General features: G+C 70.8%; 18 protein-coding genes and 2 pseudogenes. 6 read left to right on the top strand and 14 right to left on the bottom strand.

Annotated elements, in window-relative coordinates; genetic code table 11:
• Nucleotides 1–54 precede the first annotated feature (54 nt).
• The 3 genes from AB0D57_RS01945 to AB0D57_RS01935 form a co-directional block, all read right to left on the bottom strand.
• Nucleotides 55–1,080 carry an oxidoreductase gene (locus tag AB0D57_RS01945; RefSeq protein ID WP_362065922.1) on the bottom strand — a complete coding sequence of 342 codons (1,026 nt, stop codon included), beginning with the start codon at nt 1,078–1,080 and terminating at the stop codon, nt 55–57.
• A 152-nt stretch (nt 1,081–1,232) separates the two neighbouring features.
• Nucleotides 1,233–2,507 carry a M14 family metallocarboxypeptidase gene (locus AB0D57_RS01940; RefSeq protein ID WP_362065920.1) on the bottom strand — a complete coding sequence of 425 codons (1,275 nt, stop codon included), beginning with the start codon at nt 2,505–2,507 and terminating at the stop codon, nt 1,233–1,235.
• Nucleotides 2,507–4,468 carry a Xaa-Pro dipeptidyl-peptidase gene (locus AB0D57_RS01935; RefSeq protein ID WP_362065918.1) on the bottom strand — a complete coding sequence of 654 codons (1,962 nt, stop codon included), beginning with the start codon at nt 4,466–4,468 and terminating at the stop codon, nt 2,507–2,509. Before AB0D57_RS01935 ends, AB0D57_RS01940 begins: the two co-directional genes overlap by 1 nt.
• A gap of 236 nt (nt 4,469–4,704) precedes the next feature.
• On the opposite strand from AB0D57_RS01935, the gene AB0D57_RS01930 reads away from it, so the two are divergent.
• Entirely contained in the window at nt 4,705–6,207 is a 1,503-nt protein-coding gene (locus AB0D57_RS01930; RefSeq protein ID WP_362065916.1) for a M1 family metallopeptidase, read from the top strand.
• Between the two features lie 88 nt (nt 6,208–6,295).
• Here the strand turns inward: AB0D57_RS01930 and AB0D57_RS01925 are convergent, their stop codons facing one another.
• From AB0D57_RS01925 to AB0D57_RS01915, 3 genes and pseudogenes are all read right to left on the bottom strand, one after another.
• Nucleotides 6,296–6,772: a hypothetical protein gene (locus AB0D57_RS01925; RefSeq protein ID WP_362065914.1), complete on the bottom strand. Its 477-nt coding sequence runs from the start codon at nt 6,770–6,772 to the stop codon at nt 6,296–6,298.
• 233 nt (nt 6,773–7,005) lie between these two features.
• Nucleotides 7,006–7,485: a macro domain-containing protein gene (locus AB0D57_RS01920; protein ID WP_362065912.1), complete on the bottom strand. Its 480-nt coding sequence runs from the start codon at nt 7,483–7,485 to the stop codon at nt 7,006–7,008.
• 359 nt (nt 7,486–7,844) lie between these two features.
• Nucleotides 7,845–9,338, bottom strand: a pseudogene (locus AB0D57_RS01915) (AMP-binding protein); the annotation flags it as partial.
• A gap of 227 nt (nt 9,339–9,565) precedes the next feature.
• Between AB0D57_RS01915 and AB0D57_RS01910 the strand changes: the two are divergent.
• Complete coding sequence (locus tag AB0D57_RS01910) at nt 9,566–10,288, top strand: MerR family transcriptional regulator (protein ID WP_362065910.1); 723 nt, start codon at nt 9,566–9,568, stop codon at nt 10,286–10,288.
• Nucleotides 10,289–10,291: 3 nt separating this feature from the next.
• On the opposite strand, the gene AB0D57_RS01905 is transcribed toward AB0D57_RS01910, so the two are convergent.
• Nucleotides 10,292–11,017, bottom strand: a complete 726-nt coding sequence (locus tag AB0D57_RS01905; RefSeq protein ID WP_362065908.1) for an SDR family oxidoreductase — start codon at nt 11,015–11,017, stop codon at nt 10,292–10,294.
• 136 nt (nt 11,018–11,153) lie between these two features.
• Between AB0D57_RS01905 and AB0D57_RS01900 the strand changes: the two genes are divergently transcribed.
• The 3 genes from AB0D57_RS01900 to AB0D57_RS01890 are packed head-to-tail and all read left to right on the top strand — an operon-like array spanning nt 11,154 to nt 14,859.
• A complete protein-coding gene (locus AB0D57_RS01900; RefSeq protein ID WP_362065906.1) occupies nt 11,154–12,182 on the top strand; it encodes an ABC transporter permease in 1,029 nt (342 codons plus the stop codon).
• Between the two features lie 48 nt (nt 12,183–12,230).
• Complete coding sequence (locus tag AB0D57_RS01895; protein WP_362065904.1) at nt 12,231–13,298, top strand: substrate-binding domain-containing protein; 1,068 nt, start codon at nt 12,231–12,233, stop codon at nt 13,296–13,298.
• A gap of 1 nt (nt 13,299) precedes the next feature.
• Nucleotides 13,300–14,859, top strand: a complete 1,560-nt coding sequence (locus AB0D57_RS01890; protein WP_362065902.1) for a sugar ABC transporter ATP-binding protein — start codon at nt 13,300–13,302, stop codon at nt 14,857–14,859.
• Here AB0D57_RS01890 and AB0D57_RS01885 read toward each other — a convergent pair.
• The 6 genes from AB0D57_RS01885 to AB0D57_RS01860 form a co-directional block, all read right to left on the bottom strand.
• Nucleotides 14,851–15,591: an IclR family transcriptional regulator gene (locus AB0D57_RS01885; RefSeq protein WP_362065900.1), complete on the bottom strand. Its 741-nt coding sequence runs from the start codon at nt 15,589–15,591 to the stop codon at nt 14,851–14,853. The two genes, AB0D57_RS01890 and AB0D57_RS01885, sit on opposite strands and share 9 nt — an antisense overlap.
• A gap of 65 nt (nt 15,592–15,656) precedes the next feature.
• Entirely contained in the window at nt 15,657–17,282 is a 1,626-nt protein-coding gene (locus AB0D57_RS01880) for a thiamine pyrophosphate-binding protein (protein ID WP_362065898.1), read from the bottom strand.
• A 117-nt stretch (nt 17,283–17,399) separates the two neighbouring features.
• Nucleotides 17,400–19,592, bottom strand: a complete 2,193-nt coding sequence (locus AB0D57_RS01875) for a 3-hydroxyacyl-CoA dehydrogenase NAD-binding domain-containing protein (RefSeq protein WP_362065896.1) — start codon at nt 19,590–19,592, stop codon at nt 17,400–17,402.
• Between the two features lie 47 nt (nt 19,593–19,639).
• Entirely contained in the window at nt 19,640–20,854 is a 1,215-nt protein-coding gene (locus tag AB0D57_RS01870; protein ID WP_362065894.1) for an acetyl-CoA C-acetyltransferase, read from the bottom strand.
• A 31-nt stretch (nt 20,855–20,885) separates the two neighbouring features.
• On the bottom strand, nt 20,886–22,028 hold the full coding sequence (locus tag AB0D57_RS01865; RefSeq protein ID WP_362065892.1) for an acyl-CoA dehydrogenase family protein: 1,143 nt from the start codon (nt 22,026–22,028) through the stop codon (nt 20,886–20,888).
• Nucleotides 22,025–23,176, bottom strand: coding sequence for a CaiB/BaiF CoA-transferase family protein (locus AB0D57_RS01860; RefSeq protein ID WP_362065890.1), 1,152 nt, complete (start codon nt 23,174–23,176; stop codon nt 22,025–22,027). The genes AB0D57_RS01865 and AB0D57_RS01860 overlap by 4 nt, the downstream gene beginning before the upstream one ends.
• 339 nt (nt 23,177–23,515) lie before the next feature.
• Here AB0D57_RS01860 and AB0D57_RS01855 point away from each other — a divergent pair, with 339 nt between their 5' ends.
• Nucleotides 23,516–24,712, top strand: a complete 1,197-nt coding sequence (locus AB0D57_RS01855; RefSeq protein WP_362065888.1) for a saccharopine dehydrogenase NADP-binding domain-containing protein — start codon at nt 23,516–23,518, stop codon at nt 24,710–24,712.
• Here the strand turns inward: AB0D57_RS01855 and AB0D57_RS01850 are convergent.
• A pseudogene (locus AB0D57_RS01850) lies at nt 24,684–25,277 on the bottom strand (WYL domain-containing protein); the annotation flags it as partial. The gene AB0D57_RS01855 and the pseudogene AB0D57_RS01850 overlap by 29 nt on opposite strands.
• Nucleotides 25,278–25,355: the final 78 nt, after the last annotated feature.

Below are 25,355 nucleotides of genomic sequence, written 5' to 3'. Positions count from 1 at the left end.
CCTCCTCGGATTCAGCAGGTCCTCCCTCGGGTTCAGTCGGCCATCCCTCGGATTTCAGTGGGCCATCGCCGCCACCAGCACGCTCCCCGACGTGCGCGCCACGAGGAAGGACTCCCCCTTCACGGCCTTGGCGTCAAGGGCGACCCGGTGCCGGCCCGCCTCCAGGATCCCGTCGAAGACCTCCTGTGTGTGGGTGCGGTACAGGCGGTCGAGGCGGTACGCGGTCAGCTGGACCCGGCAGGTGGAGGTGACCTCGATGCCGGCCTCGCCGTCCGCGGCGACGAGGCGGGTGAGACGGCGCAGCTCACTGGGGCTGCGATCGAGCGCGTGTTCTATCTGGGCGACAAGGAGCGGAACGATCGGGGCCAGGCCGTCGACGTACGCGACCTCGACTCCGGCCCGCTCGAAGGACTGCCGTACGGCGGCGCGCTCCGGCTCGCCGACGGCGCGCCCGAAGGCCACCGCGCCGTAGGTGCGCAGCTCGTCGGCCGGGACATTCGTGGCGTCGTGGGTGATGTCGGCACCGATTCCGATGGTGCGCAGGGCGGCGGCGAGCTTGGCGAGCACGGCGACGCGGGCACCGATGAGCAGGACCCGTCGCCGCGCCCCGGAGTCACCGCTGAGCAGGGAGTTCAGGGCGCTGCGGTACTCGGCACCGCGGAAGCGGAACGGCCCTATGCCGTGGTAGCCGTTGAGGTCCAGATCGACCCGCTCGTCGGTCTGCCAGGCGAAGTCGCGCCACACATAGTCGTCGTCGGTGTCGGTCTTTTCGATCACGGCGGTGACGGCACCGCACTCGATGCCCTCGCATTCGGGGCAGCCGTAGATGACGTACCGGCCGCCGTCGAGCGGAGCCTCGGCCTCCAGGAGGAGGCTGCGGACCTGGGCGGTGAAGATCGCGGGTGGTATGTCGGAGGCGAGCGGGGACACCGCGTCGAGGTCGGAGAGCTGGTACAGCAGCGGGCGCCCCTCGACAATGAAGTCGACGAAATCCCGGTGCACTTGGTAGTCACCGTTGGCGAGGACTCCACCGGCACGCATCGCCGGTGCCAGGCCGAAGGTCGCGTACTCGGCAGACATGCTGTGAGTATCCCCAGAGTGGGAGCGATGTGAGCACGGCATGACATATTTCCCGCGTGGGCTCTGCCCGCGCGCCCCTGGGAGTGCGCGGGAGGCGGCCGGGCTCGCGCCGTGCGAGGCCCGGCCGCCGTGGAGAGACCACTCCTGGCGCCTCAGCAGTCGGGGGCGGGCTCCCCTGCCGTGAGGTGGTACGGCGCGCGCTCGTCGAGGAGCAGCGGGACGAGGGCGCGCAGGGACTGGCGCAGCGGTACGAGTACGCCGTCGCCCTCAGGCCGTACGCGCACGCCGTGCAGGGCGAGTTCGTCGCCGAGGTCCGCGTACTGGTCGGCGGTGAGCCGGTAGCCGCAGGGCAGGTTCTGGATCACCTCGGAGGGTTCGGCCGGGTCGTTGTCCGCGCCGCCGACGTAGACCGGACCGGTGTCGCGGTAGCCCGCGAGCCGGGCCGCGTCCGTCGCCGCCGCGACTCTTCTGCCCCGCTCTCCCGCGAAGCCGAACAGTCCGCCGAGTGCCGCCAGTTGGGAGTCGACGCGGCGCCGGTTGTTGGTCGGCTCGTCGACATCGACCGGGGCGTCGACGCGGCTCTCGATCAGCAGGCCGACGGAGTGTTTGACGCCCGACATGTTCCGCAGGATGCGCTCCTGCCCGTCCCCCGCGGTCTGTTTGATCGGATCGCCGGTCACGGGGTCGGTCCAGATGCCGTACGTGCCCGTCGTGTACCCCGCTTGTTGGGCGGCGGGCCGCACGTACGCCTGCGACAGGGTCTGAGCCTCGTCGTGCACGACCGCGTCCGTGTTGAGGTTGCGCGGCCAGAGATCGAAGAGGTCCTTGTCGTAGTACTTGGGTGTGGCCCCGTACTCGTGCAGGTCGTAGACGACATCGGGCTCGCGGTCGCGCACGACCTTGGCCATCGCGCGCGCCTCGGCCGTCTGCAGCGCGAGGTGGTCGCGGTTGATGTCGACACCGTCGCTGTTGCCACGGGTGTCAGCGGCACGGCCGTCGGGGTTCGCGGTGGGCACGACGAGCAGGGTGGTGGTGGCGAGGAACTTCCGGGTCCGCTGGTCCTTCGCGTACGCCAGGTCGCGGATCGTGGTGAGGCAGGCCTCGCGCCCGGACGGTTCGTCGCCGTGCTGGCTGCACACCAGAAGCACGGTGGTCGCCGTGCGGTGCGTGCCGACGCGGACGAGTTGGAGCGGGCGGTCCTGCTTGGTCGTACCGATCCGGGTCACGGACACCCGGTCGCTCGCCTTGTCGACGGCCGCCAGGAAGTCCTGCTCCTCGGGCTGGCCGGTCCAGCGGGCGCCATCGGTCTGTTCGAATCCGGTGCGGGGCGGGGTCTTTGACGCGTACGCCGGTGTGGTCGTCAGCAGGGGGGCCGCCAGAGCCGTGGCGATGACCGCCACGGCAAGGGCGCGCGTTCGGGGTGTCATCAGTGTCTGTCTCCAGGGACGCGGAGGGCGGTGCGCGGATCGCGTACACCGTCGAGAACCGATGTGCTCTCGGCCGCGGTGGAGCCCGCGGTCGCCTTCGAGAAGGCCTCGGCGCCGCCGACCAGCGGCACGCGGGCCGACGTACGGGACAGATCGAGCGTCAGGGTCGGCGTGCTCGACGGGGGGTCGATGAGGTCCTTGTCGGTGCCCGCGACGATCAGCGCGAGCCGGTGGCCCGCGGGGACGACGTGGTCGGTCGCGGCCAGGTCGAGGGTGATCGTGTACGCCTTGCCCGGGGTGAGCGGGACGCCCTTCCCGGCGGTGGCGTAGGTGCCCAGGTCGGCCCAGCCACGGCTGAGGACCGTGTAGTCGACGGCGGTCGTCTTCGCCTGCGTGGCCTTGAAACAGGAGCTGTCGCCGGTCGTGCTCGGGCCCCAGCAGGTGCGGTCGGTGAGCGTGGTGATGCCCTCGCCGGCGGCGGCGTAGTCGCGGATGGTGTCCGGACCGAGGTCGACGAGAACCGCGGAGAGGTGGGCGGTCGAGGTGGTCGGGGTGGCGGTGACGGTCACCTTGGACGAGCCGGAAAGGCGCAGGTCCCGGGTCAACGGCTTGGTGACGAACCCGGCCTTCTCTGCGGTGGACCGGTCGATGTGCGCCGCCCAGTCGGTCTCGCTCAGCCGCGGGTCGTCGGTGAAGGTCTCGGTGCCCTCGCTCTTGCGGAGACCGAGGGTGCCGACGCCCGCCTGCGTGCCCTCGCCCGGACGCAGGGTCGTCGCCCGGGTGGAGCGGGGCGGCCAGACGGCGGAGGTGACCCACTGGTCGGGGTGGCGCTCGATGTCGGCCATGGGCTCGTCGTCGATGCCGTTGTCGTAGCCGAGGAGTTCGTGGTCGAACCAGCGGTGCAGGGTGTCGACCCAGTCGGCGCGGCGGAAGTCGAAGGGGTCGACGTGACCGGTCTGGGAGAGCCAGATCTTGCGCTCGACGCCGTTCTTGGCGAGGGCGTCCCACCACGGGCCGACGTGCTCCATACGGACGTTGAGGTCCTGCGAGCCGTGGATCAGGAAGACGCTCGCCTTGACCTTGCTCGCGTCCTTCACATAGTCGCGCTCGGTCCACAGCGAGGTCCAGTCGCCCGTGCGCGGCGCCTCGTCGACGAGCTTCTGCTGCACGGCGGCGCACTTGGTACGGGCGTCAGGGCTGTCGACGTAGTCGGAGAGCCAGTCCGGGCCCGAGTCGTAGAGCGGGGCGCCCTGGGAGAAGTAGTAGTCGTACCAGGAGGAGATGGCGCTGATCGGCACGATGGTCTTCAGACCCTCGACGCCGGTGGCGGCGACGCCGTTGGCGATGGTGCCGTCCCAGCTCTTGCCGATCATGCCGGTCCTGCCGTTGGTCCAGCCCGCCTTGGCCCGGTCGCTACCGGAGCGCGAGGTGTAGGCCTTGGCCCGGCCGTTGAGCCAGTCGACGACCGCCTTCGCGGACTGGATGTCGGAGCGTCCGCCGACATCCACACAGCCGTCGGAGCGGTTGGTTCCGGCCAGGTCGACGCCGACGAAGGCGTAGCCGCGCGGAACGAAGTAATTGTCGTAGAACAGCGGCATCTGGACGACGTTGCCGTTCGCGTCGTACGTCTTGCGCTGGCTCTCGTTGCCGCGTCCGCAGCAGGAGTAGTACGGGCTGGCGTCCATGATCACGGGGACTTTGCGGCCCTGCTGGGCGAGTTCCCGGGGCCGGACGATGTCGACGGCGACGCGGTCGGTCTTCCCGTCGCTGTCGCCGTCGAGGCCGGTGTCCACCCAGACGGATTCGCGGATCGCGCTCTCGTAGGAGTAGATCGGGGCGCTCTCCCGCGGGGCGCCGTGTGCGGCGGCGGGGGTGAGGAAGGCGGCCATCAAGGCGGCCGTGGCCGCCATCGCGAGCGATCTCCAGGTCGTGAAGCGCATGCGGCGCGCTGGTGTCGGCATGCGCGGACGGTACCCCGGTCAACTCCTGTGCAAAAGGGGGCGCTTGGAGCACTCATGCGAAGGAATGCAATCGTGCGGCGAAGTGGCCCGGTGCGGCGAAGTGGCCCGGTGCGGCCGAATGGCTCATGTCGGCCGAATGGCGATCGTGTGACAGGGGCGGCCATGGACACCCCCGAGGCCACAGGGAGTGAATAGGCTCCCGACAGACTTCATGCCCCCACGACTTGGAGCTCGACGTGCACCGCAGACTCCTCGCCCCCGGCGCGCTCGCCGCCTCCCTGCTGCTGGCGATCCCGGCAACGGCGGCCGACTACTCCCCCGGAGCCCCGGGCATCGGCGACCCCTACTACCCGGCCTACGGCAACGGCGGATACGACGTCTCCCACTACGACCTGCGGCTCAAGTACCAACCCGCTACGGACGAACTGGAGGGCACGGCGACCCTGCTGGCCCGGACCACCCAGGACCTCTCGCGGTTCAACCTCGACTTCCTGCTGGACGTCAGCGAGGTGCGGGTCAACGGCGCGAAGGCGTCGTTCGCCGCCTCCGGCGAGCATGAGCTCGAGATCACCCCGAAGACCCCGCTGCCCAAGGGCACGGCCATCAGCGTCGTGGTGCGCTACAGCGGTGTGCCGTCGTCCGAGCAGGCGTACGGGTTCACCAGCTGGCACCGCACGCCCGACGGGGGTGTCGGGGCGAACGAGCCCGAGGCGGCCTGGTGGTGGTTCCCGAGCAACGACCACCCGCTCGACAAGGCCACCTACGACGTGTCGGTGCTGGTCCCCGACGGGACGCAGGCCATCTCCAACGGGACACTCCAGTCGATGAGTTCGCGGGGCGGCTGGACCCGCTACAACTGGCGGTCCAACAAACCGCAGGCCACGTATCTCGCCACGCTGGCGGTCGGGAAGTTCGACGTCACGACCGGGACGACCGAGAGCGGGATTCCGGTCATCAACGCGTACAGCAAGGACCTCGGCGACAACTACGGCGCGGCGCGGGCGAGCATCGAGCGGACCGGGGAGGTCGCCGACTGGCTGAGCGAGCACTTCGGGCCGTATCCGTACAACGCGCTCGGCGGGTACGTGCCGAACACCGACACCGGCTACGCGCTCGAGACGCAGACCCGGCCCTTCTACAGCCCACGGCAGTTCGCGAACGGCTCGAACGTCTCCGTCGTCGTCCATGAGCTGGCCCACCAGTGGTACGGCGACAAGGTCTCCGTGGCCGGCTGGAAGGACATCTGGATCAACGAGGGCTTCGCCCGGTACGCGCAGTGGCTGTGGTCCGAGCACGAGGGCGAGGGGACGGCGCAGGAGCTCGCGGACTACGTGTACGCCTCGCATCCCGCCGACGACCCGTTCTGGACGGTCGAGCCCGGGGACCCAGGGCCCAAGAACCAGTTCCACCTGGCCGTGTACGACCGGGGTGCGCTGGCCCTCCAGGCGCTGCGCAACGAGATCGGAGACGAGGCGTTCTTCGCCCTTCTCAAGGGCTGGCCGCAGAAGTACGCGTACGGGAACGCGTCGGTCGGCGACTTCCGGAAGTACGCGGAGAGCGTGTCCGGCAAGCCGCTTGCCTCGCTCTTCGACACCTGGCTCTTCCAGCCGTCGAAGCCGGGGGCGCCCGCGGCGCGGGATGCGTCGCTGCCGGTGGCCGGGGCGGACGCGAAGGGGTCCCCTTCGCAGCCCAGGTCGTGGAAGAAGATCGCGGCGACCAACGACGTCCACTCCGGCTGAGCCGACGCTCCGGCTGTCGGCCGGCGTTCTCCCCCGGCCGCCCGCCCTTTCAAGGACGGGCGGCCGGGGAGCGGTTCAGGATCGGGCGTCAGTTGCCCTGCTCCGCGGGGGCCACGACCCGCTCGCCCACGATGCGGCTCGCCAGGTTCGAGGCCAACTCCGAGACGGATATGCGGAGTTCGGTCTCGGCGGCCATGCGTTCGGACTCGATGCGGGCACGACCCTCCGCCAGCATCGCGTCGCGTCGGCGCTGCCCGTCCGCACGGGCCTCGGCGATCATGGCGGTGCCCTGTTCGAAAGCTTGCTGACGGATGCGCGCGGCGGCGTGGCGGGCCTCGGCCAGGAGGGCCTCCGTCTTGGCGCGTTCCTGCTCGGCACGGGCGCGCACGGCTTCGGCCCGGCCCTTGGCGCCCTCGATCGCGTCGTCCCGCTCCTTCAGCACTCGGTTGACGCGCGGCAAGACCCGGGCGAGAAGTACGTAGACGAGGGCGAACAGCGGGAGGGCGAGGAGCAGATCCTGAACCTTGGGGTTGAGTGGGCCTACGGGGTACGGGATGAGGTCCATGACCATGCCTTACCCGCTCATCCGTGCGAACCAACGCGCGTCTGCGCCAGACTTGACCGAAAGTAACCCTTCGGAAGTAACCCCTCAGCCGAGCGCGAGTAGCCCTTCGGCCGAGCGCGGCCGCGTGTTCGGCCCGCGTCGCCCGGCCCGGAGTCCTCACCCCGAGTCCTCACCCCGAGTCCTCACCCCGAGTCCTCAGCCCGAGCCCTCAGCCCCGAGCCTCGAACCCGCGCTCAATCCCCGTGGTCGTACACCGTCACCGCTGTCCCCCGCCGCACCAGCCGCTGCGTGATGAGTGGCTCCACGCGTGACCAGTTGCCACCGGCCAGGCCGCACCCGATGCGTGGCATATGGACGGACGCGTCGAGTTCGGCGGCCTTGTCCGCCAGCTGTACGAGCGCGGCGTCGATCGCCTCGTAGCGGACGGGGACGCCCTTGCTGCCGGCCCGTATCCCCCGCTGGCCTATCAGGTTCGCCACCCACACATACCGCTCGACCTGGACGAACTGGGCCGCGCCCAGCCCGAAGTCGTTGCGAGCGCGGTCACGGTGCCAGGCGCGGTAGGCCGCCTCCGGCTCCGGCCAGCGGCGGGAGACGGCCAGGACGAAGCCCTTCCCCCATCCCCCCAAGTCGTTGCAGACATGGGCGATCAGCTTGACGCCTTTGACCGACGGAACGGTGGCGTCACCCCGGACATACCTGATCTCCGACATGACGCCACCGTAGGGTCTGCCACTGACAATGGCCCGTGAGCTGCTCCTTCGTGAGCTCGCTCAGTTCCTCGTCCGCGGCCTTCGACACGCGGCGACGGATCGCGAACCAGCCGCCGACCAGGAGGAGAGCGATCACCGGGATGAGGAGCAGGGTCTTGCGGCCGACCTCCGGGCACCGGGTACGCGGGTGTCCGGATGTGCCTCGGCCCGCACCACCCCTGACGCGGTACGGACCAAGGGGCCACCTTCCCCCAGGGGTCACTCCCGATGCGGTGGCACACCTCACATCGCGGCACATCTCACATGCTGATCAGAGGGTGTATTGACGCAGGTCAGGAGGTGTACAGATGCCCGTTACCGCGGTCGGTCAGCCAGAGATAGCCGTCCGCGTCGATGCGCCCGAAGGCGCCCGTGGCGAACCATCCGTCCGCGTCTCGCGCGTCCTCGACCGTGCCGTCCGCACCCAGACGGCCCTCGCACACCGTCGCGCCGCGCACCAGGATCTCGCCGTCCTCGGCGGTGCGCAGCTCCAGGCCGTCCAGGGGTTTGCCGACCGAGCCGAGGCGGAAGTCTGTGGGGCTGTTGACCGTGGCGACGCCGATCGTCTCGGTCGGCCCCCAGCTGTCCATGATCGTGAGACCGAAGCCCGACCAGAAGTCCCTCACGTCCGGCGGCATGGGGGCCGACACGCTCGCCGTCCACACAAGGCGGTCGAATCCGGCGCGGGCAAGGATCGGGTCGAGCACCCGCTCCTTCACCTCACGGTACGCCGCTTCCAGCTCGGCGGACGGCTCCTCGCCCCGTTCGCGCCTGCGCGCCCGCGCGCCTGCCGTCTCCATCGCCGCGTCCACGAGCGCGCGCCTGTCCTCGGGAAGCTCCGCCAGCTCGGCCCGTACGGCGGCGGAGAGCTTCTCCCACACATGCGGGGCCCCGAACAACTGCGCCGGGTGGAGCTCCCGCGCGATCGCGCCGACCTCTGTGGGGTCGGGGCACAGGTACACGTGCGAGGCGCGGAGCACCGGTAGGTAGATCCCGAGCATGCGTGCGGTGATGTGCGCGAAGGGGAGGCAGGAGAGGTGCGCGACGTGGTCCGGGAGTTCGGCGAGACGGTCCAGGGCAAGCGCCTTCAGGACGACATTGCGGTGGGTGATGCGGACGCCCTTGGGTGCGCCGGTGGTGCCTGAGGTCTCCGAGGTGTAGACGACGGTCAGGGGGTCGGTGGAGCGGGTCTCGCGCCAGGCCTTCTCGAAGAGGCTTGTCTTCTGGAGGACACCCGCCGCCAGGAGGCCCCTCTTCTCCAGGACACCTCCGTTCTTCTCGAGGACGCCCACATTCGCGAAGTGTTCGAAGGTGTCCGGGCCCTTCAGTGAGTCGTACGTCCGATGGGGGCCCGCCTCCGCGGCGTCGGCGACGACGAGGCGCTCCAGGCGCGTGCCGGGATCCTCCAACAGCGGTTCCCAGCACGCCCGTTCGCGGGCGCCCCCGACGATCGCGAGGTGAGCCCGGCTGTGCCGGGCGATGTGCGCGACATGGTCGGGGGTCGCGAAACCGTCGACCGTGACCGGGACGGCGCCCAGGTGGGTGAGGGCAAGGTCGCTCAACCAGTGCTCGGGGCGGTTGCTCATCATCATCAGGACGTGGTCGCCGCGCTCGACACCCAACGCCGCGTATCCGGCGGCGAGGGCGGCTGCCTCACGGCGCACCTCGCTCCAGGTGAGCGTGGCCCAGCGGGCCTCGGCCGGGGTGCGCCAGGACAGGGCCGGGAGGTGTCCGTGGTCCTCGGCGTTGCGCAGCAACAGGGCGGGGAGCGTGAGTTCGGCGGGGTCCCCGGGGAGTCGCAGGGTCGTGGTCATGACCGCCTCCTGGTGCCATCGGCTCGGCGTGCGCCGCCGACCGTCCGATCGGCGTGAGCAGTGAACGTACGGAGCGTGCCGCCGGTTCCACGGAGCGTGTCTCCCGCAGCCTGCCCGGTCCACGGAGCGTGGCCCCCACAGCCCGCTCAGAACGCTTTCACCACACCGGTGAGACAGCAATACTGTTGCACCTGGCCACTGCACCACCCGGAGAGGCGAGGCCTGCCATGACGACGGACACCGAGGAACCGACGCTCACGGTCGACGAGTTGGCCGCGCGCGCGGGCGTCACGGTCCGTACGGTCCGCTTCTACAGCACCAAGGGTCTGCTGCCGCCGCCCGTGATCGGTCCCCGCCGCGTGGGTCACTACAGCCAGGAGCATCTGGCCCGGCTCGCGCTCATCGAGGAGTTGCAGCACCAGGGCATGACCCTGGCCGCGATCGAGCGCCATCTGCTGCGACTGTCGCCCGATCTGAGCGCCCACGATCTCGCCATTCACCGTGCGGTGGTGGCCTCTTGGGCGCCGGACGCAGCGGAGGACATGACGCGCGAGGAGTTGGAGCGGCAGGTCGGTCGGCCCCTGGGCGAAGAGGATCTCGAACGGCTCGTCGCGATGAACGTGGTCGCGCGGACCGGGGAGTCGTTCCGCATCGACCCAGGGCTGCTGCGGCTAGGCGTCCAGATCCTCGACGTACCCCTCGCGCAGGAGACGATCCTCGCAGCGCGGACCGTTCTGCTGGAGCACTCGCGTGCGGCGGCGCACGAGTTGTCCGCGCTGCTGCGGGACGCGGTCGGTGGGCACGAGTCCGTGGCGGCGGTGAAGTCCCTGTCGGCGCACATGCAGCCGCTGGTGGTGCAGGCGCTGCTGACGACGTTCCAGCGCTCCCTGAAGGAGGAGTTGCGGGAGTGGCTCAAGGAGCCCGAATCCCAGAATTACGGGGAGTCCTGAGCCTCACAAGTACGCCGAGCCGCCCGCCACGTTGAGAGTCTGCCCCGTCAGGAAGCCGCTGCGCCGGTCGACCACGTACAGCAGGGTGGAGACGAGGTCGCACGGCTCCTGGGTCCTCGGGACCGCCTGCTGTGCGCGGACGTGCTCGAAGCCGCCGTCCGCACCGACGGTCCGCTCGGCCGTCGCGGTGCGGACCATGCTCGGGGCGATCGCGTTGACGGTGATGTCGTACGGGCCGAGCGCGGACGCCAGCGCGCGCGTGAAGCCGATCAGGCCCGCCTTCGAGGCGACGTACGCGACCATCGTGGGCGGCGCGGTGAGGACGGCCGCCGACGCGATGTTCACGATCCGGCCCCAGCCGGCCGTCTTCAGGTACGGCAGTACGGCGCGGGTCACCAGGAACGGCGCCTCCAGGTTGACGCGCATGACGCGCCGCCACTCCCCGGGTGTCGTGTCCTCGAAGTCCGACTCCGGGTAGACGCCCGCGTTGTTGACGAGCACGTGCAGGGTCCCGAAGCGGTCGATGACCCGCTCCAGTGCCGCCTCGATCTGCTCCTCGTCGGTGACGTCGGCGATCAACTCCACATAGTCCACTATCCGTTCGGCCGTCTCCGGCTGCGGAACGAGATCGATCCCCGCGACCCGGTAGCCGCGCCCGGCGAGCGCGACGGCGAACTCCTGCCCGAGTCCCTGTGCCGCTCCGGTCACCAGTGCGGTACGCGTCTCCATGCGCCGAGTGTGCTGACCGGTCAGTGGCTCGGCAAGAGCGCATTCCACTCGCTGGAACGGCCCTGTTGCCGGGTGCGTTCGTGAGGCCCACGCTGCGGGCGACCGCCCAGCGTCAGCCGTACGGGAGCCGTGCCCGATGACCGAGACCGAGCGTGCCGTGGACGACGCCGAGCGCGCCCGTGAACAGGGCCGTGGCCGCGGGCGCTTCGGGACACTGCCCGGTCGGCTGGTGCGGGACGAGTTGGGTGTGCTCCTCGTCCTCGGGCTGCTGATCACCTGCATCGGCATTCCGTACCCGGACTTCCTGGCCACCGACAACCTGCTCTCCACCGCCCACAACTCCGTCTACATCTCGCTGATGGCGTGCGGGATGGTCTTCGCGCTCGCCATGCGCGAGGTCGATCTCTCCGTGGGCGGGACCTATGCGATGTGTCTGGTCGTCGGGGCCCTGCTGGTGCGGGAGGGCACGGCGCCCTGGCTGGCGGTCCCGGTGGTGCTGATCACCGGAACCGCTCTGGGTGTCTTCAACGCGCTGGTCACGACGCTGCTCGCACTGCCCTCGTTCATCGTGACGCTGGGCACGCTGATGCTCTTCCGCGGCGTCGGGCTCGCTCTCGCCGACGGCAAACAGATCACCGATCTGCCGCTCGACGACTCGTTCTTCACGCTCGCGGGCGGCGACGCGGCGGGGGTGCCGTTCGCCCTGTGGGTGCTGCTCGCGGTGGTCGTCGTCCTCGCGGTCATGCTGACCCGGACGCGCTTCGGGGCCCGGGTGCGGGCGATCGGGTCCAACCCCGACGCCGCCGCGTTCAGCGGCATCCCCGTCGTCCGCACCCGTATCCAGGCGCTCGCGTTGTCCGGCCTGACCACGGCCTGCGCGGCGGCGCTCGCGCTCGCCTTCTACGGGGCCGGGGACCCGACGCTGGGCCAAGGCTACGAGTTGCAGGCCATCGCCGCCTGCATCATCGGTGGCACCCCACTGGCGGGCGGGCGCGGTTCGGTGGTGGGGGCCGTGGCCGGGGCGATGATCCTGTCCGTCGTCGCCGCCGGGCTGGTGTTCTTCGAAGTACCCATCAACTGGACGTCGTTCGCGACCGGCGGGGTCATCCTCGTCGCGGTCGCGGCGGACAGCGCGCTGCGCCGTACGGGACGCCGACGCCGCTGACCTCCCCCTTGTTGACTCACCCTTGTCCGGAGCCGCTTGGAGGCCGTGATGCACTCCCGATTGCGTACGTTGCTCGCCGTGCCCGCGGCGCTGGCCCTCCTCGCCGCGGCGGGCTGCGGCAGTTCAAGCGGCTCCGGCGGCAAGAACGGCGAGCTCAATATGGGCATCGCCGTGGCCAACATCAGTCTGAACTTCGCCCATGAGATGGTCCTCGGCGCCGAGAGCGCCGCGAGCCACGCGGGGAAGGTGAACTTCAAGGCGGTCGGGCCGCCCAACACCGACGGGCCCGCCGAGGTACAGCTCTTCCAGAACCTGACCGCCCGCGCCAAGGACGGCATCGTCCTGGAGAACCTCGACCCGCCGATCTTCACCCGGCCCGCCGCACGCGCCGTCGACCAGGGCATCCCGATCGTCGCGCTGGACACCTCGCCGACCGACGGCAGCAAGGTGAACTTCTATGTGGGCAACGACAATTACGCGCTCGGTGAGCTGATGGCGCAGGAGGCCCTGAAGCGGCTCGGCGACGACCCGCAGGGGCAGATCGTCATCGGCGTGCCGAACCCCGGGACGCCGGTGCTCGACAACCGGGCCAAGGGCATCGCCGACACGTTCGAGAAGCAGGCCCCGAACGTCGAAATCCTGGGCCCCTTCCAGACGTACAGCGATCCCGGGCAGAACTACAGCTCCTGGTCCGCGCAGGTGAACGCGCACCCCGAGGCACTCGCCTTCCTCGGTGTCGGTGACGCCGACAGCTACAACCTCGCGAAGATCAAGAAGGCCGAGCGGGGCAACTGGCTCACGGCGGGCTTCGACGTCGATCCGAAGACGCTTGACGCGGTCAAGGACGGCTCGAACTTCGTCACCATCGACCCGCAGCACTTCCTCAAGGGCTATCTGTCCACCGCGATGCTGATCGAGGCGGTGCGCGACAACGGCGGCAAGCTGCTCCAGGGCTGGTTCCTGTCCCCCGGCGGGGTCGTCGACCAGTCCAACATCGACGAGATCATCACGCGGCAGAAATCCGCGCAGGCGGCGTACGACTGGTACAAACCGGCGATCGACAAGCTCCTCGGCGACCAGAAGGCCCAGCTCAAGCCCTTGAAGGACGCGCGCTGAGATGACGTACGGCGACCTGCTGGTGGCGCGGGACCTGGTGAAGTCGTACGGCGGGGTCCGGGCCCTGGACGGGGCGGGCATCCGGCTGCGCGGCGGCGAAGTGCACGCGCTGGTGGGTGAGAACGGCGCGGGCAAGTCGACGCTGGTGCGGATCGTGTCGGGGGTGGTGGCGGCGGACGCGGGAACGGTGCGGTTGACCGAGGATGCCCGGTCCGCCGAGGGCGCCCGGCCTGCCGCGGGCGCCCGGTCTGCCGCGGGTGCCTGGTCCGCCGAGCGGGCCCGGTCTGCCGACGAGGCCGGGATCGCCGTCGTCTCCCAGGAGTTGAGCCTCTTCCCGGACCTCACCGTCCGCGAGAACCTCTACCCCCACCGTCCGCCGTGCCGCTTCGGCCTGCTTCACCGGGGCGCCATGGACCGCGCGGCCCGCCCGGTCCTCGCCGAGCTCGGACTCGACGTCGACCCCGCTGCGCACCTCGGTGAACTCCCCTTGGCCGACCAGCAGTTGACGGAGATCGCGCGGGCGCTGCTGCGACGCCCGAAGGTGCTGGTCCTCGACGAGCCGACCTCCGCGCTGCCGGCCGCCGCCGTGGACCGCCTCGAACAGGTGCTGCGCACACTCACCGGGCAGGGCATCGCGGTCCTGTATGTCACCCACTTCCTCGCGGAGGTGATGCGCTTCGCACAGCGCGTGACGGTGCTGCGGGACGGGAAGGTCGCGCTGGACGGGGTGCGCCGGGAGGACGTCGACGTGCCGGAGCTGGTGAAGGCGATGCTCGGCGGTCGGCCGCCGACGCCCGTACGCCGTACGCGGGCCGTCGGCGACGGCCCGTCACCCGTGGTGCTGTCCGGGGTGGGCGTGGCGGGGCGGCTCGCCGACGTCACCTTCACCGTGCGTGCGGGCGAGGTGGTGGGCGTGGCCGGACTCCAAGGCGCGGGCCATCTCGACGCGTTGGCGGTGGCGTGCGGGCGCACGGCGATCTCGGCGGGGCGGGTCGACGTGGGCGGCCGGGGTCTGCCGCGTACGCTGCGCGCGGCGGTCCGGGCCGGCGTCGCCTTCGTGCCCAGCGACCGTAAACGGTACGGGCTGATGGCCGAGCGGACGGTGTGGGAGAACGTGACGGCGGTGAGCTGGCTGGCCCTGGGGCGAGGCGGTGTACTGCCCGCGCGGGGTGAACTGATCCGCCGTACAGGCGACTTGACCCAGCGGCTCCGACTGCGCGGCGGTCCGTACGACATCGTGGCCCGACTGTCCGGCGGCAACCAGCAGAAGGTGGTCTTCGCCAAATGGCTGGCGACCGAGCCGCGCATCGTCGTCCTGGACGATCCGACCCGGGGCGTCGACGTGGGCGTGCGCGCCGAAATGCACAGCATCGTGGGCGAGTTGGCGGCGGGTGGTGCGGCGATCCTGATCGCCTCGACCGATCTGGCGGAGCTGACGGAGGTGTGCGACCGGGTGCTGGTGTTCGCGCGGGGGCGGATCGTGGGCGAGGTACGCGGGGAGCGGCTCACGGAGCACACGCTGGCGGTGGCGATGCAGCCGGGGAGTACACGGTCAGATTGAGAGCGTGCGGGTGAGGGCCCGCGCCGCCGCGCACAGCCGTGCGCCGATGCGGTCCACGTCGAGCCTGCGGGTGCCGCCGGTGACGGAGATCGCGGCGACCGGACCGGGTCCGCGCTCGTGCCCGTAGACCGGGGCCGCGACCGCCGAGATTCCGATCTCGGCCTCCTCCAGGTTCACGCCGTAGCCGCGGGCCCGCGTCGCGGCCAGGTCGCGGGCGAGCTGGCCCGGCAGGACGAGGGTGCGCGGGGTGAGGCGGGGCAGGGTACGGCGCGGCGGCCCGGGGTCGTGGGCGAGGAACACCTTGCCGGTGGCCGTGCAGTGCGCGGGCAGCCGCCCCCCGGTGCGCGAGACGATCGGGGTGGCGCGGCGCCCGGTGATCTTCGCCAGGAAGAGCGTGTCGGGCCCGTCGGGGACGGCGAGGTGCACATTCTCCTGCGTCTCCTGGTGCAGGTCACCGAGGTAGGGCAGCGCGGCGTCCCGCAACTCCCGTACGGACGGAGCCGATTGGCCGAGGACGAAGAGCGCGAGGCCGATCCGGTAGCAGCCCTCGGGCGTGCGCTCGACGAGCCCGAGCCGAACCAGCTCGCCGATCAGGCGATGCGCGGTCGGCTTGGGCAGCCCGGTGCGCAGTGCCAGCTCGGCCAGGCTCAGCGCGCCCTCGCAGTCGCCGCAGGCACGCAGCAGCGAAGCCCCGCGTGCGAGCACCGACTTGGGCACCGGACCGTCCGTCATGGACCGATCGTCGGGCGCGAGAGGGAGGTTGACAAGGTGCGCGGCACTGTGAGGCGGCCACGCGGCTAACGAAGCGGTACGTCGATCAGCATCGGGCGCCTCAACTTTTCCGCTGTGGAGACGAGTTCACGTAGGTGGTCGGCGCTCTCCGCCCGCGCCGCGTCGATCCCGAAGAACCGTGCCGCCCGAGTGAAGTCGAGCGCGCCCAACTCGGTGCCGGGACACCGGCCTTGGCCACCCATCGCCTGGTATGTGTTCTGAAGGGTGCGGTAGGCGCCGTTGTTCATCACCACGAACAGCGCCGGAGCGGCGCAGCGTTCCGCGCTCCACAGACCCTGCAGGCCGAACAGTGCGCTGCCGTCGCCGAGGACGGCGACCACCGGCCGCCCCGGCTCGGCGAGCGCGCGGCCGACGGCGGCGCCGATGCCCCAGCCGAGGCCTCCACCCACGGTGTGCGTATAACTGCCGGGCCGGTCAAGACGGATCAGCCTGCGCAGCAACAGGCCCACGGTGATGGCTTCTTCGACCACCACGGCCTCCGCGGGCAGTCCGCGAGCCACGGCATGGGCGGCGGCCCAGGGCGCGAGCGGCGCCGGGGAGTAGACGGCGTGGGCATCGGCGTCTGTGCGGCTGCGCTCCGCCGTGTGCCGCTCGCCCGCGCGCAGCGTCCTGGCCTTCGCGGTGTGTCCGGGCACCTGGCCGGGCAGCAGCTCGGCGAGCCGGTCGAGGGAGGGGGCGAGGGCGCCGACGAGCCCGGCGTCGGCGGGGAAATTGCGGCCGATCTCGCCCGGGTCGGAATCGAGCTGCACGACGGTGATACCGGACGGCAGCGCGGGTCCCGGGCTGTAGTGGTGCGGGCTGAAGGCGTGGGCCCCGGCGATGAGCACGGCGTCATACGGCATGAGGGCGTCGCGGATCGCGTCGTGGCGTGGGGGCAGCATGCCCGCGTACAGGGGGTGAGTGGTCGGGAAGTTCAGGCAGTCGGCCATCGGCTGGTGGTGGACGGGTGCGCCGCAGGCCTCGGCAGTACGGACGAGCGCGGCGACGGCGTTCTCGCGGCCCACCCCGTCCCCGGCGACGATCACCGGGCGGGCGGCGGCACCGAGCAGGACGGCGGCGCGGTCCAGGCCGACGGCCTTCGCGGCGGCGGGTGTCGGTGTGCGGGCCGGGACATCGACCTCGGTGTCCTCGGCGAGCAGATCCATGGGGACGGAGAGGAACACCGGCCCGGCGGGCGGCCGTACGGCGAGCGCGAAGGCGCGGCGCACCGCGAGCGGCAGGTCGCGGGCGTGCTGGATGTCGAAGGTGGCCTTCACGGCGGGTGCGGCGAGTGCGACGAGGTCGCCCGACAGCATGGGCTCCTGCTGGAGGTGGCGGCGGTCCTGCTGACCCGCCATCACCACCAACGGGGTGCGCGAGCGGCGGGCGTTGAGCAGTCCGATGAGCCCGTTGGCGAGCCCCGCGGCGATGTGCAGGCTGACGAAGGCGGGGCGGCCGGTGGCGCGGGCGTATCCGTCGGCCATGGAGACGACCGCGCCCTCGTGGATGCCGAGGACGTACTCGGGGGCTTCCCCGGCGTCCATGAGGGCGGCCAGGAAGGACAGTTCGGTGGTGCCGGGGTTGCCGAAGACGCGGTCCACGCCCTCGCCGCGCAGGATCTCCAGCAGGGCGAGGGCGGGGCGGCGGCCCATGGGGACTCCTCGTGGGGGCGGGGACCGGTTCGCGGGCCAGCGTCCGGTCCCCGCCCCTGAGGAGCAAGCCCCGCATACCACTCAGCGACACGTCACCTGTCGCTGACCTTCAGGGCCCTACTTGTCGCTGAACTTCTCCCCGTTCTCCGCCTTCTCGACGAGCAGCGCGGGCGGCGTGAACCGCTCCCCGTAGCGCTCGGCGAGTTCACGCGCGCGGGCCACGAATCCGGGCAGACCGGCACCTGCCCCGGCGCCGCCGTCGTATCCGTTGATGTACTGCAGGACGCCACCGGTCCAGCCGGGGAAGCCGATGCCGAAGATGGACCCGATGTTGGCGTCGGCGACAGAGGTCAGCACGCCCTCCTCGACCAGCCGGACGGTGTCCAGCGCCTCGGAGAAGAGCATGCGCTCCTGCATGTCGCGGAAGGGGATCTCGTAGCCCGGCTTGGTGTAGTGCTCACGCAGGCCCGGCCACAGCTTGCCGCGCTTGCCGTCCGCGCCGTACTCGTAGAAGCCCGCGCCGCCGCTGCGGCCGGTGCGGCCGAACTCGTCGACCATGCGGTCGATGACCGCCTCCGCGGGGTGGGTCGCCCAGGTGCCGCCCGCTTCCTCGACGGCCCGCTTCGACTCCTTGCGGATCTTGCGCGGCAGGGTGAGGGTCAGCTCGTCCATCAGCGAAAGGACCTTGGCCGGGTAGCCGGCCTGCGCGGCGGCCTGTTCGACGGACGCGGGTTCGATGCCCTCGCCGACCATCGCGACACCCTCGTTGATGAAGTGGCCGATGACCCGTGAGGTGAAGAAGCCGCGCGAGTCGTTGACGACGATCGGGGTCTTCTTGATCTGCCGTACCAGGTCGAAGGCGCGCGCGAGTGCCTCGTCCCCGGTCCGCTCGCCCTTGATGATCTCGACGAGCGGCATCTTGTCGACGGGCGAGAAGAAGTGCAGTCCGATGAAGTCGTCCTGCCGCTCCACGCCCTCGGCGAGCACGGTGATCGGCAGGGTGGAGGTGTTGGAGCACAGCAGCGCGTCGGGCTCGACGACGTTCTGGATCTCCTGGAACACCTTGTGCTTGAGCGCCGTGTCCTCGAAGACGGCCTCGATCACGGCGTCACAGCCGGCCAGGTCGTTCGGGTCGGCGGTGGGTGTGATGCGGGCGAGGAGCTCGTCGGCCTTCTCCTGTGTCGTACGTCCCCTGGAGACGGCCTTCGCGCAGAGCTTCTCGGAGTAGGCCTTGCCCTTGGCGGCCGCTTCGGCCGACACGTCCTTGAGGACGACGTCGATGCCCGCGCGGGCGCAGGAGTACGCGATGCCCGCGCCCATCATCCCGGCGCCGAGCACGGCCACCTTGCGGACCTGGCGCGACTCGATGCCCTTGGGTCGGTTGGCGCCGGAGTTGACCGCCTGGAGGTCGAAGAAGAACGCCTGGATCATGTTCTTCGAGGTCTGACCGGTGACCAGCTCCGTGAAGTACCGCGCCTCGATGACCAGCGCGGTCTCGAAGTCGACCTGGGAGCCCTCGACCGCCGCCGCGAGGATGTTGCGCGGGGCCGGGTAGGGGGCGCCGTTCAGCTGCTTCTTGAGGTTGGCCGGGAAGGCGGGCAGGTTGGCGGCGAACCTCGGGTTCGACGGCGTACCGCCCGGGATCTTGTAGCCCGGCTTGTCCCAGGGCTGCTGCGACTCGGGGTTGGCGTCGATGAAGGCGCGCGCCTTGGCGAGCATCTCCTGGGGCGTCGCGGCCACTTCGTGGACGAGGCCGTTGTCCAGGGCCCGCTGCGGGGAGTACTGGGTGCCCTGGAGCAGCACCTTCAGGAGGGCGTCGGCGATGCCCATGAGGCGGACGGTGCGGGTGACGCCGCCACCCGCGGGGAGCAGGCCGAGGGTGACCTCGGGCAGGCCGATCTTGGAGCCGGGGGCGTCGAGGGCGACGCGGTGGTGGGAGGCGAGGGCGATCTCGTAACCCCCGCCGAGCGCCGCGCCGTTGATGGCGGCGACGACCGGCTTGCCCAGGGTCTCGATGCGGCGCAGGGAGGACTTGATGGCCGTACCGGTGTCGAAGGCATGCTGGGCGTTCTCCGGGCCTGCCTGGATCATGTCCTTCAGGTCGCCGCCCGCGAAGAAGGTCTTCTTCGCGGAGGTGTAGATGATGCCGCGGATGGAGTCCTTCTCGGCCTCGGCGCGTTCGGCGATCGCCGCGATCGAGTCCTTGAAGGCCTGGTTCATGGTGTTGGCGGACTGGTTGGGGTCGTCGAGGACGAGGGTGACGACGCCGGTCTCGTCCTGTTCCCAGCGGATGGTGGTGCTCTCGGTCATGGGGAGGGTCTCCGGTCTCCGTTGAAGTCTGGTGGTCCGCTGGGGAGTTACAGGCGTTCGATGATGGTGGCGATGCCCATGCCGCCGCCCACGCAGAGCGTGGCGAGGCCGTAGCGCTTGTCCTGGCGCTCCAGTTCGTCGAGGAGGGAGCCGAGGATCATCGCGCCGGTGGCACCGAGCGGGTGACCCAGCGCGATCGCGCCGCCGTTGACGTTGACCTTGTCGAGGGACAGGCCCATGTCCTTGACGAAGCGCAGGACGACCGCCGCGAAGGCCTCGTTGATCTCCACGAGGTCGATGTCGTCGATGGTCAGGCCGGCCTTGGCGAGCGCCTTGCGGGTGGCGGGCGCGGGCCCGGTGAGCATGATGGTGGGCTCGGAGCCGGAGACGGCCGCGGAGACGATCCGCGCGCGGGGGGTGAGGCCGTGGCGCTCGCCGACCTCCTTCGAGCCGATGGCGACCAGCGACGCGCCGTCCACGATGCCGGACGAGTTGCCCGCGTGGTGGACGTGGTCGATCGCCTCGACCCAGTGGTACTTCTGCAGCGCCACGGCGTCGAAGCCGCCCAGCTCGCCGATGTCCGCGAACGACGGCTTCAGCTTGGCGAGCGAGTCGGCGGTGGTGCCGGGCCGCAGGTGCTCGTCGTGGTCGAGGACGACGAGCCCGCTGCGGTCCTTCACGGGGACGACGGATTTCTCGAAGCGTCCGTCCTTCCAGGCCGCGGCCGCGCGCTCCTGGGACAGCGCCGCGTACTCGTCCACGTCACGCCGGGAGAAGCCCTCGATCGTGGCGATGAGGTCGGCTCCGATGCCCTGCGGCACGAAGTTGGTGGCCAGGTTGGTCATGGGGTCGGCGAACCAGGCGCCGCCGTCCGAGGCCATCGGTACCCGCGACATCGACTCGACGCCGCCCGCGAGAACCAGGTCCTCCCACCCCGAGCGGATCTTCATCGCGGCCAGGTTGACGGCCTCGAGGCCCGAGGCACAGAAGCGGTTCTCCTGGACGCCGGCGACCGTGTCGGGCAGTCCGGCCGCGATCGCGGCGATACGGGCGATGTCGGAGCCCTGGTCGCCGACCGGTCCCACGACGCCGAGCACGATGTCGTCGATGGCGGCCGGGTCGAGCCCGGGGAAGCGGCGCTGGACCTCGTGGATGAGCCCGACGACCAGGTCGATGGGCTTGGTGCCGTGCAGGGCGCCGTTCGCCTTGCCGCGGCCGCGCGGCGTGCGGATCGCGTCGTACACGTACGCTTCGGTGCTCACTGTTAAGCCTTTCAGGGGGCTGGAGGGAGGGTTAGCCGAGCAGGGAACGACCGATGATCTCCTTCATGATCTCGGTGGTCCCGCCGTAGATGGTCTGGATGCGCCCGTCGGTGAAGGCCCTGGCTATGCGGTACTCCGCCATGTAGCCGTATCCGCCGTGCAGTTGCAGACAGCGGTCCGCGACCCGCTTCTGCAGTTCGGTGGCCCACCACTTGGCCATCGAGGCGTGGACGGCGTCGAGTTCCCCGCTCGAGTGATCGACGATGCAGCGGTCGAGGAACGTACGGGTGACGGCGCACTCGGTGGCCATCTCGGCTATCTCGAAACGGATGTGCTGGAGCTTGGACAGCGGCCGTCCGAAGGCCTCGCGCTCCTTGACGTACTCGGTGGTGATCTCGAGCAGGAATTCGGCGGCGGCGATCCCGGCGACGGCGATGCCCATGCGCTCCTGCGCGAGGTTCGTCATGAGGTGGACGAAAGCGCCGTCGAGCGCGCCGAGCAGGTTCTCCTTGGGCACGCGGACGTCGTGGAAGAACAACTCGGCGGTGTCCTGGGCCTTCTGGCCGATCTTGTCGAGGTTGCGGCCCCGTTCGAAGCCTGCCATGCCGCGCTCGACGACGAGCAGGGAGAGGCCGTGAGCGCCGCCTTCGGGAGTCGTCTTCGCCACGACGATCACGAGGTCGGCGAGGATCCCGTTCGAGATGAAGGTCTTGGAGCCGTTGAGAAGCCAGTGGTCGCCCCGGTCCTCGGCATGCGTCCTGATGCCCTGGAGGTCGGATCCGGCCCCGGGCTCGGTCATCGCGATCGCCGTGATCAGCGAGCCGTCGCAGAAGCCGGGCAGCCAGCGCCGCTTCTGTTCCTCGGTGGCCAGGCCGGTCAGATACGGCCCGATGATGTCGTTGTGCAGCCCGAGCGCGAGCCCGGCGGCTCCCGCGCGCGTGAACTCCTCGGCGAGTACGGCGCTGTAGCGGAAGTCCGCGTTGCCACCGCCCCCGTACTCCTCCGGTACGGCGAGCCCGAGCAGCCCTTGCTTCCCGGCCGCGCGCCAGGCGTCACGCGAGACGATGCCGTTCCTCTCCCACTTCTCGTAGTGGGGCAGCACCTCCTTGGCGAGGAACGTGCGCACCGTCTCCCGGAACGCGTCGTGCTCGGGGCCGAAGATCTGACGTTTCATGGTTTTCCGTCCATCGGGCCGTCCTTCATCAGTCGGGGTACGTCCCAGTCGCGCGCCACAGCCGCGGTGTCGGCGCCCGGCTGGGCCGGGCCGCTGCGGACGGAGGTACGGGTGAGGGAGAAGCGGGGTGCGGGGGCGGGCTGGGTGATGCCACCGTGGTCGGTGAAGGTGCCGCGGGCGGCGAGATGGGGGTGGGAGGGGGCCTCGCGCAGGGACAGGACGGGGGCCACACACGCGTCGGAGCCCGCGAAGACCGCGGTCCACTCGTCCCTCGTACGGGTCTTGAAGCGGGCGGCGACGGCCTCCCTGAGCTCGCCCCAGCGGGACAGGTCCTTGTGCGCCGAGGCGTACTCCTCGATATCGAGCAGCTCGACGAACTGGTCGTAGAACTGCCGTTCAAGGGCGCCCACCGCCATGTACTGCCCGTCGGCCGTCTCGTACGTCCCGTAGTACGGGCAGCCGCCGTCCAGGAGGTTGGCTCCGCGCTGGTCCCGCCAGCCGCCCGCGGCGACCATGCCGTGGATCATCGTGGCGAGGTGCGAGGCGCCGTCGACGATGGCCGCGTCCACGACCTGTCCGGCGCCGGTCGCGCGCGCGTGGTGGAGCGCGGCGAGGACGCCGACGACGAGATAGAGCGAGCCGCCCGCGTAGTCGCCGACGAGGTTCGCGGGGACCGTGGGTGGCTCGCCCGGTCGACCGATCATGCCGAGGGTGCCGGTCGGGGCGATGTACGCGATGTCGTGCCCGGCGCGCTGGGCGAGCGGGCCCTCCTGGCCCCAGCCGGTCATACGCCCGTAGACGAGCCGGGGATTGCGGGCGTGGCAGATCGCGGGGCCCACGCCGAGGCGCTCGGCCACACCGGGCCGGTAGCCCTCGACGAGGACGTCCGCGCGGTCGACCAGGTCCAGGACGCGAGCCGGGCCGTCCTCGGCCTTGAGGTCGATCAGCACCGACCGCTTGTTGCGGTTGGTGACGTCGTACTCCGGATTGATCCCGAGCCCGGTGCCGCCCGGCCGGTCCACGCGGACGACGTCCGCGCCGAGGTCGGCGAGGAGCATGGCGGCGAACGGGCCGGGCCCGATGCCGGCCAGCTCGACCACGCGCACCCCGGAGAGCGGGCCGTGCCCCGGCGTCGCTGCCTGTGCCATGAAGCCCCCAGCACTGTGACACTGCTGATGTGACATCAGCGATGTTAAGAACGTGTTCCACTTCGGGCAAGCCCTGAACGAGCAAGCGCTTAGTTAAATTCCTGACAGCCGCGCCGGGCGTGTCAGCGCCCGTCCAGCGCCGTGTTCGGAGCGCCCCGCTCCGCCAGGGGTATGCGGACCCAGCCGGACTCGCGCACCTTCTCCCACTTTTTCAGGGCGTTCCTCGGCACGGCCACGGCTACCTCCGACCTCTTCGTGCGACCTCATCGCTCGGCTGCTCGTACCTCACGCTAGCCTCAGCCACCGACAACGGCGCTTCGCGCACGGCAGAGGGGTGTCATGAGCAGGCTGAACGGGACGGATCGCGCGTACGACATCGTGCTCTTCGGAGCCACGGGATTCGTCGGAACCCTCACCGCGGAGTATCTCGCCGCGCACGCGCCCGAGAGACTGCGCTGGGCGATCGCCGGGCGCAGCGAGGAAAAGCTGGAGCGGCTGCGGGAGCGGCTGGCCGGGGCCCCCGGCGTACTCCGGGCGGACGCCCCCGGCGTGCTCCGGGCGGATGTCTCCGATCCGGCGTCGCTGCGCGCACTCGCCCGCCGCGCGCGCGTGGTGGCCACGACCGTCGGGCCGTACATCACCTACGGCGAGGAACTGGTCGCCGCCTGCGCCGACGCCGGCACCGACTATCTGGACCTCACCGGTGAACCCGAGTTCGTGGACCTGATGTACGTCCGGCACGACGCACGCGCGCGGGAGACCGGGGCGCGGCTGGTGCACGCCTGCGGTTTCGACTCGGTCCCGCACGACCTGGGCGCGTACTTCACGGTGCGGCAGCTTCCCGAGGGCGCGCCCTTGCGGGTCGACGGATTCGTGCGCGCCCAGGGGATGGTCTCGGGCGGCACGTTCGCCTCCGCGCTCAACCAGTTCGCTCGCGGGCGGCACATCCTGGCCGCGGCGCGGGATCGCGGGCGGCACGAGCCGCGGCTCGTGGGGCGGCGGGCGTCCGCGCCGACGAGCGCGCCGCGGTTCGCCAAGGAGGTCGGGGCGTGGGCGGTGCCGCTGCCCACCATCGACCCGCAGGTGGTGCTGCGTTCGGCGCGGGCCCTGGAGCGGTACGGGCCCGACTTCCGCTACCGCCACTACGCGGCCGTCGAGCGGTTGCCGATCGCCCTGGGCGGGGTCGCCGCCGTCGGCACGGTGTTCGCGGCCGCTCAACTGCCGCCCGCGCGGCGCTGGCTGTCCGAACGGATCAAGCCCGGCGAGGGGCCGAGTGCCGCGCTGCGGAGGAAGAGCTGGTTCTCGGTGCGGTTCGTGGGCGAGGGCGGTGGACGCCGGGTGTTCACGGAGGTCGCGGGCGGTGACCCCGGCTACGGCGAGACGGCCAAGATGTTCGCCGAGTCCGCGCTGTCCCTCGCCTTCGACGACCTGCCGAAGACGGCCGGGCAGGTCACGACGGCGGTGGCGATGGGCGACGCCCTCATGGAACGACTTCGCGAGGCGGGGATCACGTTCCGGGTGGCTGCCTCCCGGTAGGGACCGCGACCGCGGGCCCAGCCGCCTCATGGACCGATGCGGCCCCTTCCGCATCGGCCAGGAGATCAGCGGCCTCAAGGAGGCGTTGCCCCAGCAACTGCGCGGCCTCCCGCAACTCAGGGGGTTCGACGATACGGAAGGGCGCCTGAAGGGCGGTGAGTTGTCGGGCGTACCACGCGGGCTCGTCGGTGGTCGCGAGGAGGCGGCTGCGCTCGGGGCCGAGCGCTTCGAGGCGGCCGAGGCTGCGCGGCAGCCATCGGGCGACCCTGGCCACCGATGCCTCGATGACGACCTCCACCCGGTACTTCCAGCCCTCGGACAGGTGCTCTTCAAGGGTGCGTACGGCGTCGAGGTCGGCCGGCGGGATGAACGTGTCCGCGAGGACGTCGGCCGCGACCACCCGGTCGACGCGGAGGGCCCGTCGGGCGTTCCTCGTGCGCGACCAGCACAGGAGGAACCAGCGGCCGTCGCGTACGACGACGGCCCACGGATCGACCTCCATGACCCGATCCCGTCCGGGCCCCATGCGATAGCCGAGGCGCAGCCGGCGCGACGAGGCGCAGGCTCCTGCGCAGTGCTCCTGATGCCCTGTGCATCCTTGGTGCGACTGGGTATCACGGGGTTGTGCTCAATTTGGTGCGAT

The organism is Streptomyces sp. NPDC048275, assembly GCF_040652275.1.
Classification (GTDB): domain Bacteria; phylum Actinomycetota; class Actinomycetes; order Streptomycetales; family Streptomycetaceae; genus Streptomyces.
Note: the sequence above shows the minus strand (reverse complement) of the source record. Positions and strands in the feature narration are given on the sequence as shown.

Excerpts from the sequence above, each read along its gene's own strand:
- AB0D57_RS01945 (WP_362065922.1), bottom strand. The coding sequence starts at position 1,080 with ATGTCTGCCGAGTACGCGACCTTCGGCCTGGCACCGGCGATGCGTGCC.
- AB0D57_RS01905 (WP_362065908.1), bottom strand. The coding sequence starts at position 11,017 with ATGGAGACGCGTACCGCACTGGTGACCGGAGCGGCACAGGGACTCGGG.
- AB0D57_RS01900 (WP_362065906.1), top strand. The coding sequence starts at position 11,154 with ATGACCGAGACCGAGCGTGCCGTGGACGACGCCGAGCGCGCCCGTGAA.
- AB0D57_RS01925 (WP_362065914.1), bottom strand. The coding sequence starts at position 6,772 with ATGGACCTCATCCCGTACCCCGTAGGCCCACTCAACCCCAAGGTTCAG.
- AB0D57_RS01940 (WP_362065920.1), bottom strand. The coding sequence starts at position 2,507 with ATGACACCCCGAACGCGCGCCCTTGCCGTGGCGGTCATCGCCACGGCT.
- AB0D57_RS01875 (WP_362065896.1), bottom strand. The coding sequence starts at position 19,592 with ATGACCGAGAGCACCACCATCCGCTGGGAACAGGACGAGACCGGCGTC.
- AB0D57_RS01895 (WP_362065904.1), top strand. The coding sequence starts at position 12,231 with ATGCACTCCCGATTGCGTACGTTGCTCGCCGTGCCCGCGGCGCTGGCC.
- AB0D57_RS01880 (WP_362065898.1), bottom strand. The coding sequence starts at position 17,282 with ATGGGCCGCCGCCCCGCCCTCGCCCTGCTGGAGATCCTGCGCGGCGAG.
- AB0D57_RS01920 (WP_362065912.1), bottom strand. The coding sequence starts at position 7,485 with ATGTCGGAGATCAGGTATGTCCGGGGTGACGCCACCGTTCCGTCGGTC.
- AB0D57_RS01890 (WP_362065902.1), top strand. The coding sequence starts at position 13,300 with ATGACGTACGGCGACCTGCTGGTGGCGCGGGACCTGGTGAAGTCGTAC.
- AB0D57_RS01910 (WP_362065910.1), top strand. The coding sequence starts at position 9,566 with ATGACGACGGACACCGAGGAACCGACGCTCACGGTCGACGAGTTGGCC.
- AB0D57_RS01860 (WP_362065890.1), bottom strand. The coding sequence starts at position 23,176 with ATGGCACAGGCAGCGACGCCGGGGCACGGCCCGCTCTCCGGGGTGCGC.
- AB0D57_RS01855 (WP_362065888.1), top strand. The coding sequence starts at position 23,516 with ATGAGCAGGCTGAACGGGACGGATCGCGCGTACGACATCGTGCTCTTC.
- AB0D57_RS01865 (WP_362065892.1), bottom strand. The coding sequence starts at position 22,028 with ATGAAACGTCAGATCTTCGGCCCCGAGCACGACGCGTTCCGGGAGACG.
- AB0D57_RS01935 (WP_362065918.1), bottom strand. The coding sequence starts at position 4,468 with ATGCCGACACCAGCGCGCCGCATGCGCTTCACGACCTGGAGATCGCTC.
- AB0D57_RS01885 (WP_362065900.1), bottom strand. The coding sequence starts at position 15,591 with ATGACGGACGGTCCGGTGCCCAAGTCGGTGCTCGCACGCGGGGCTTCG.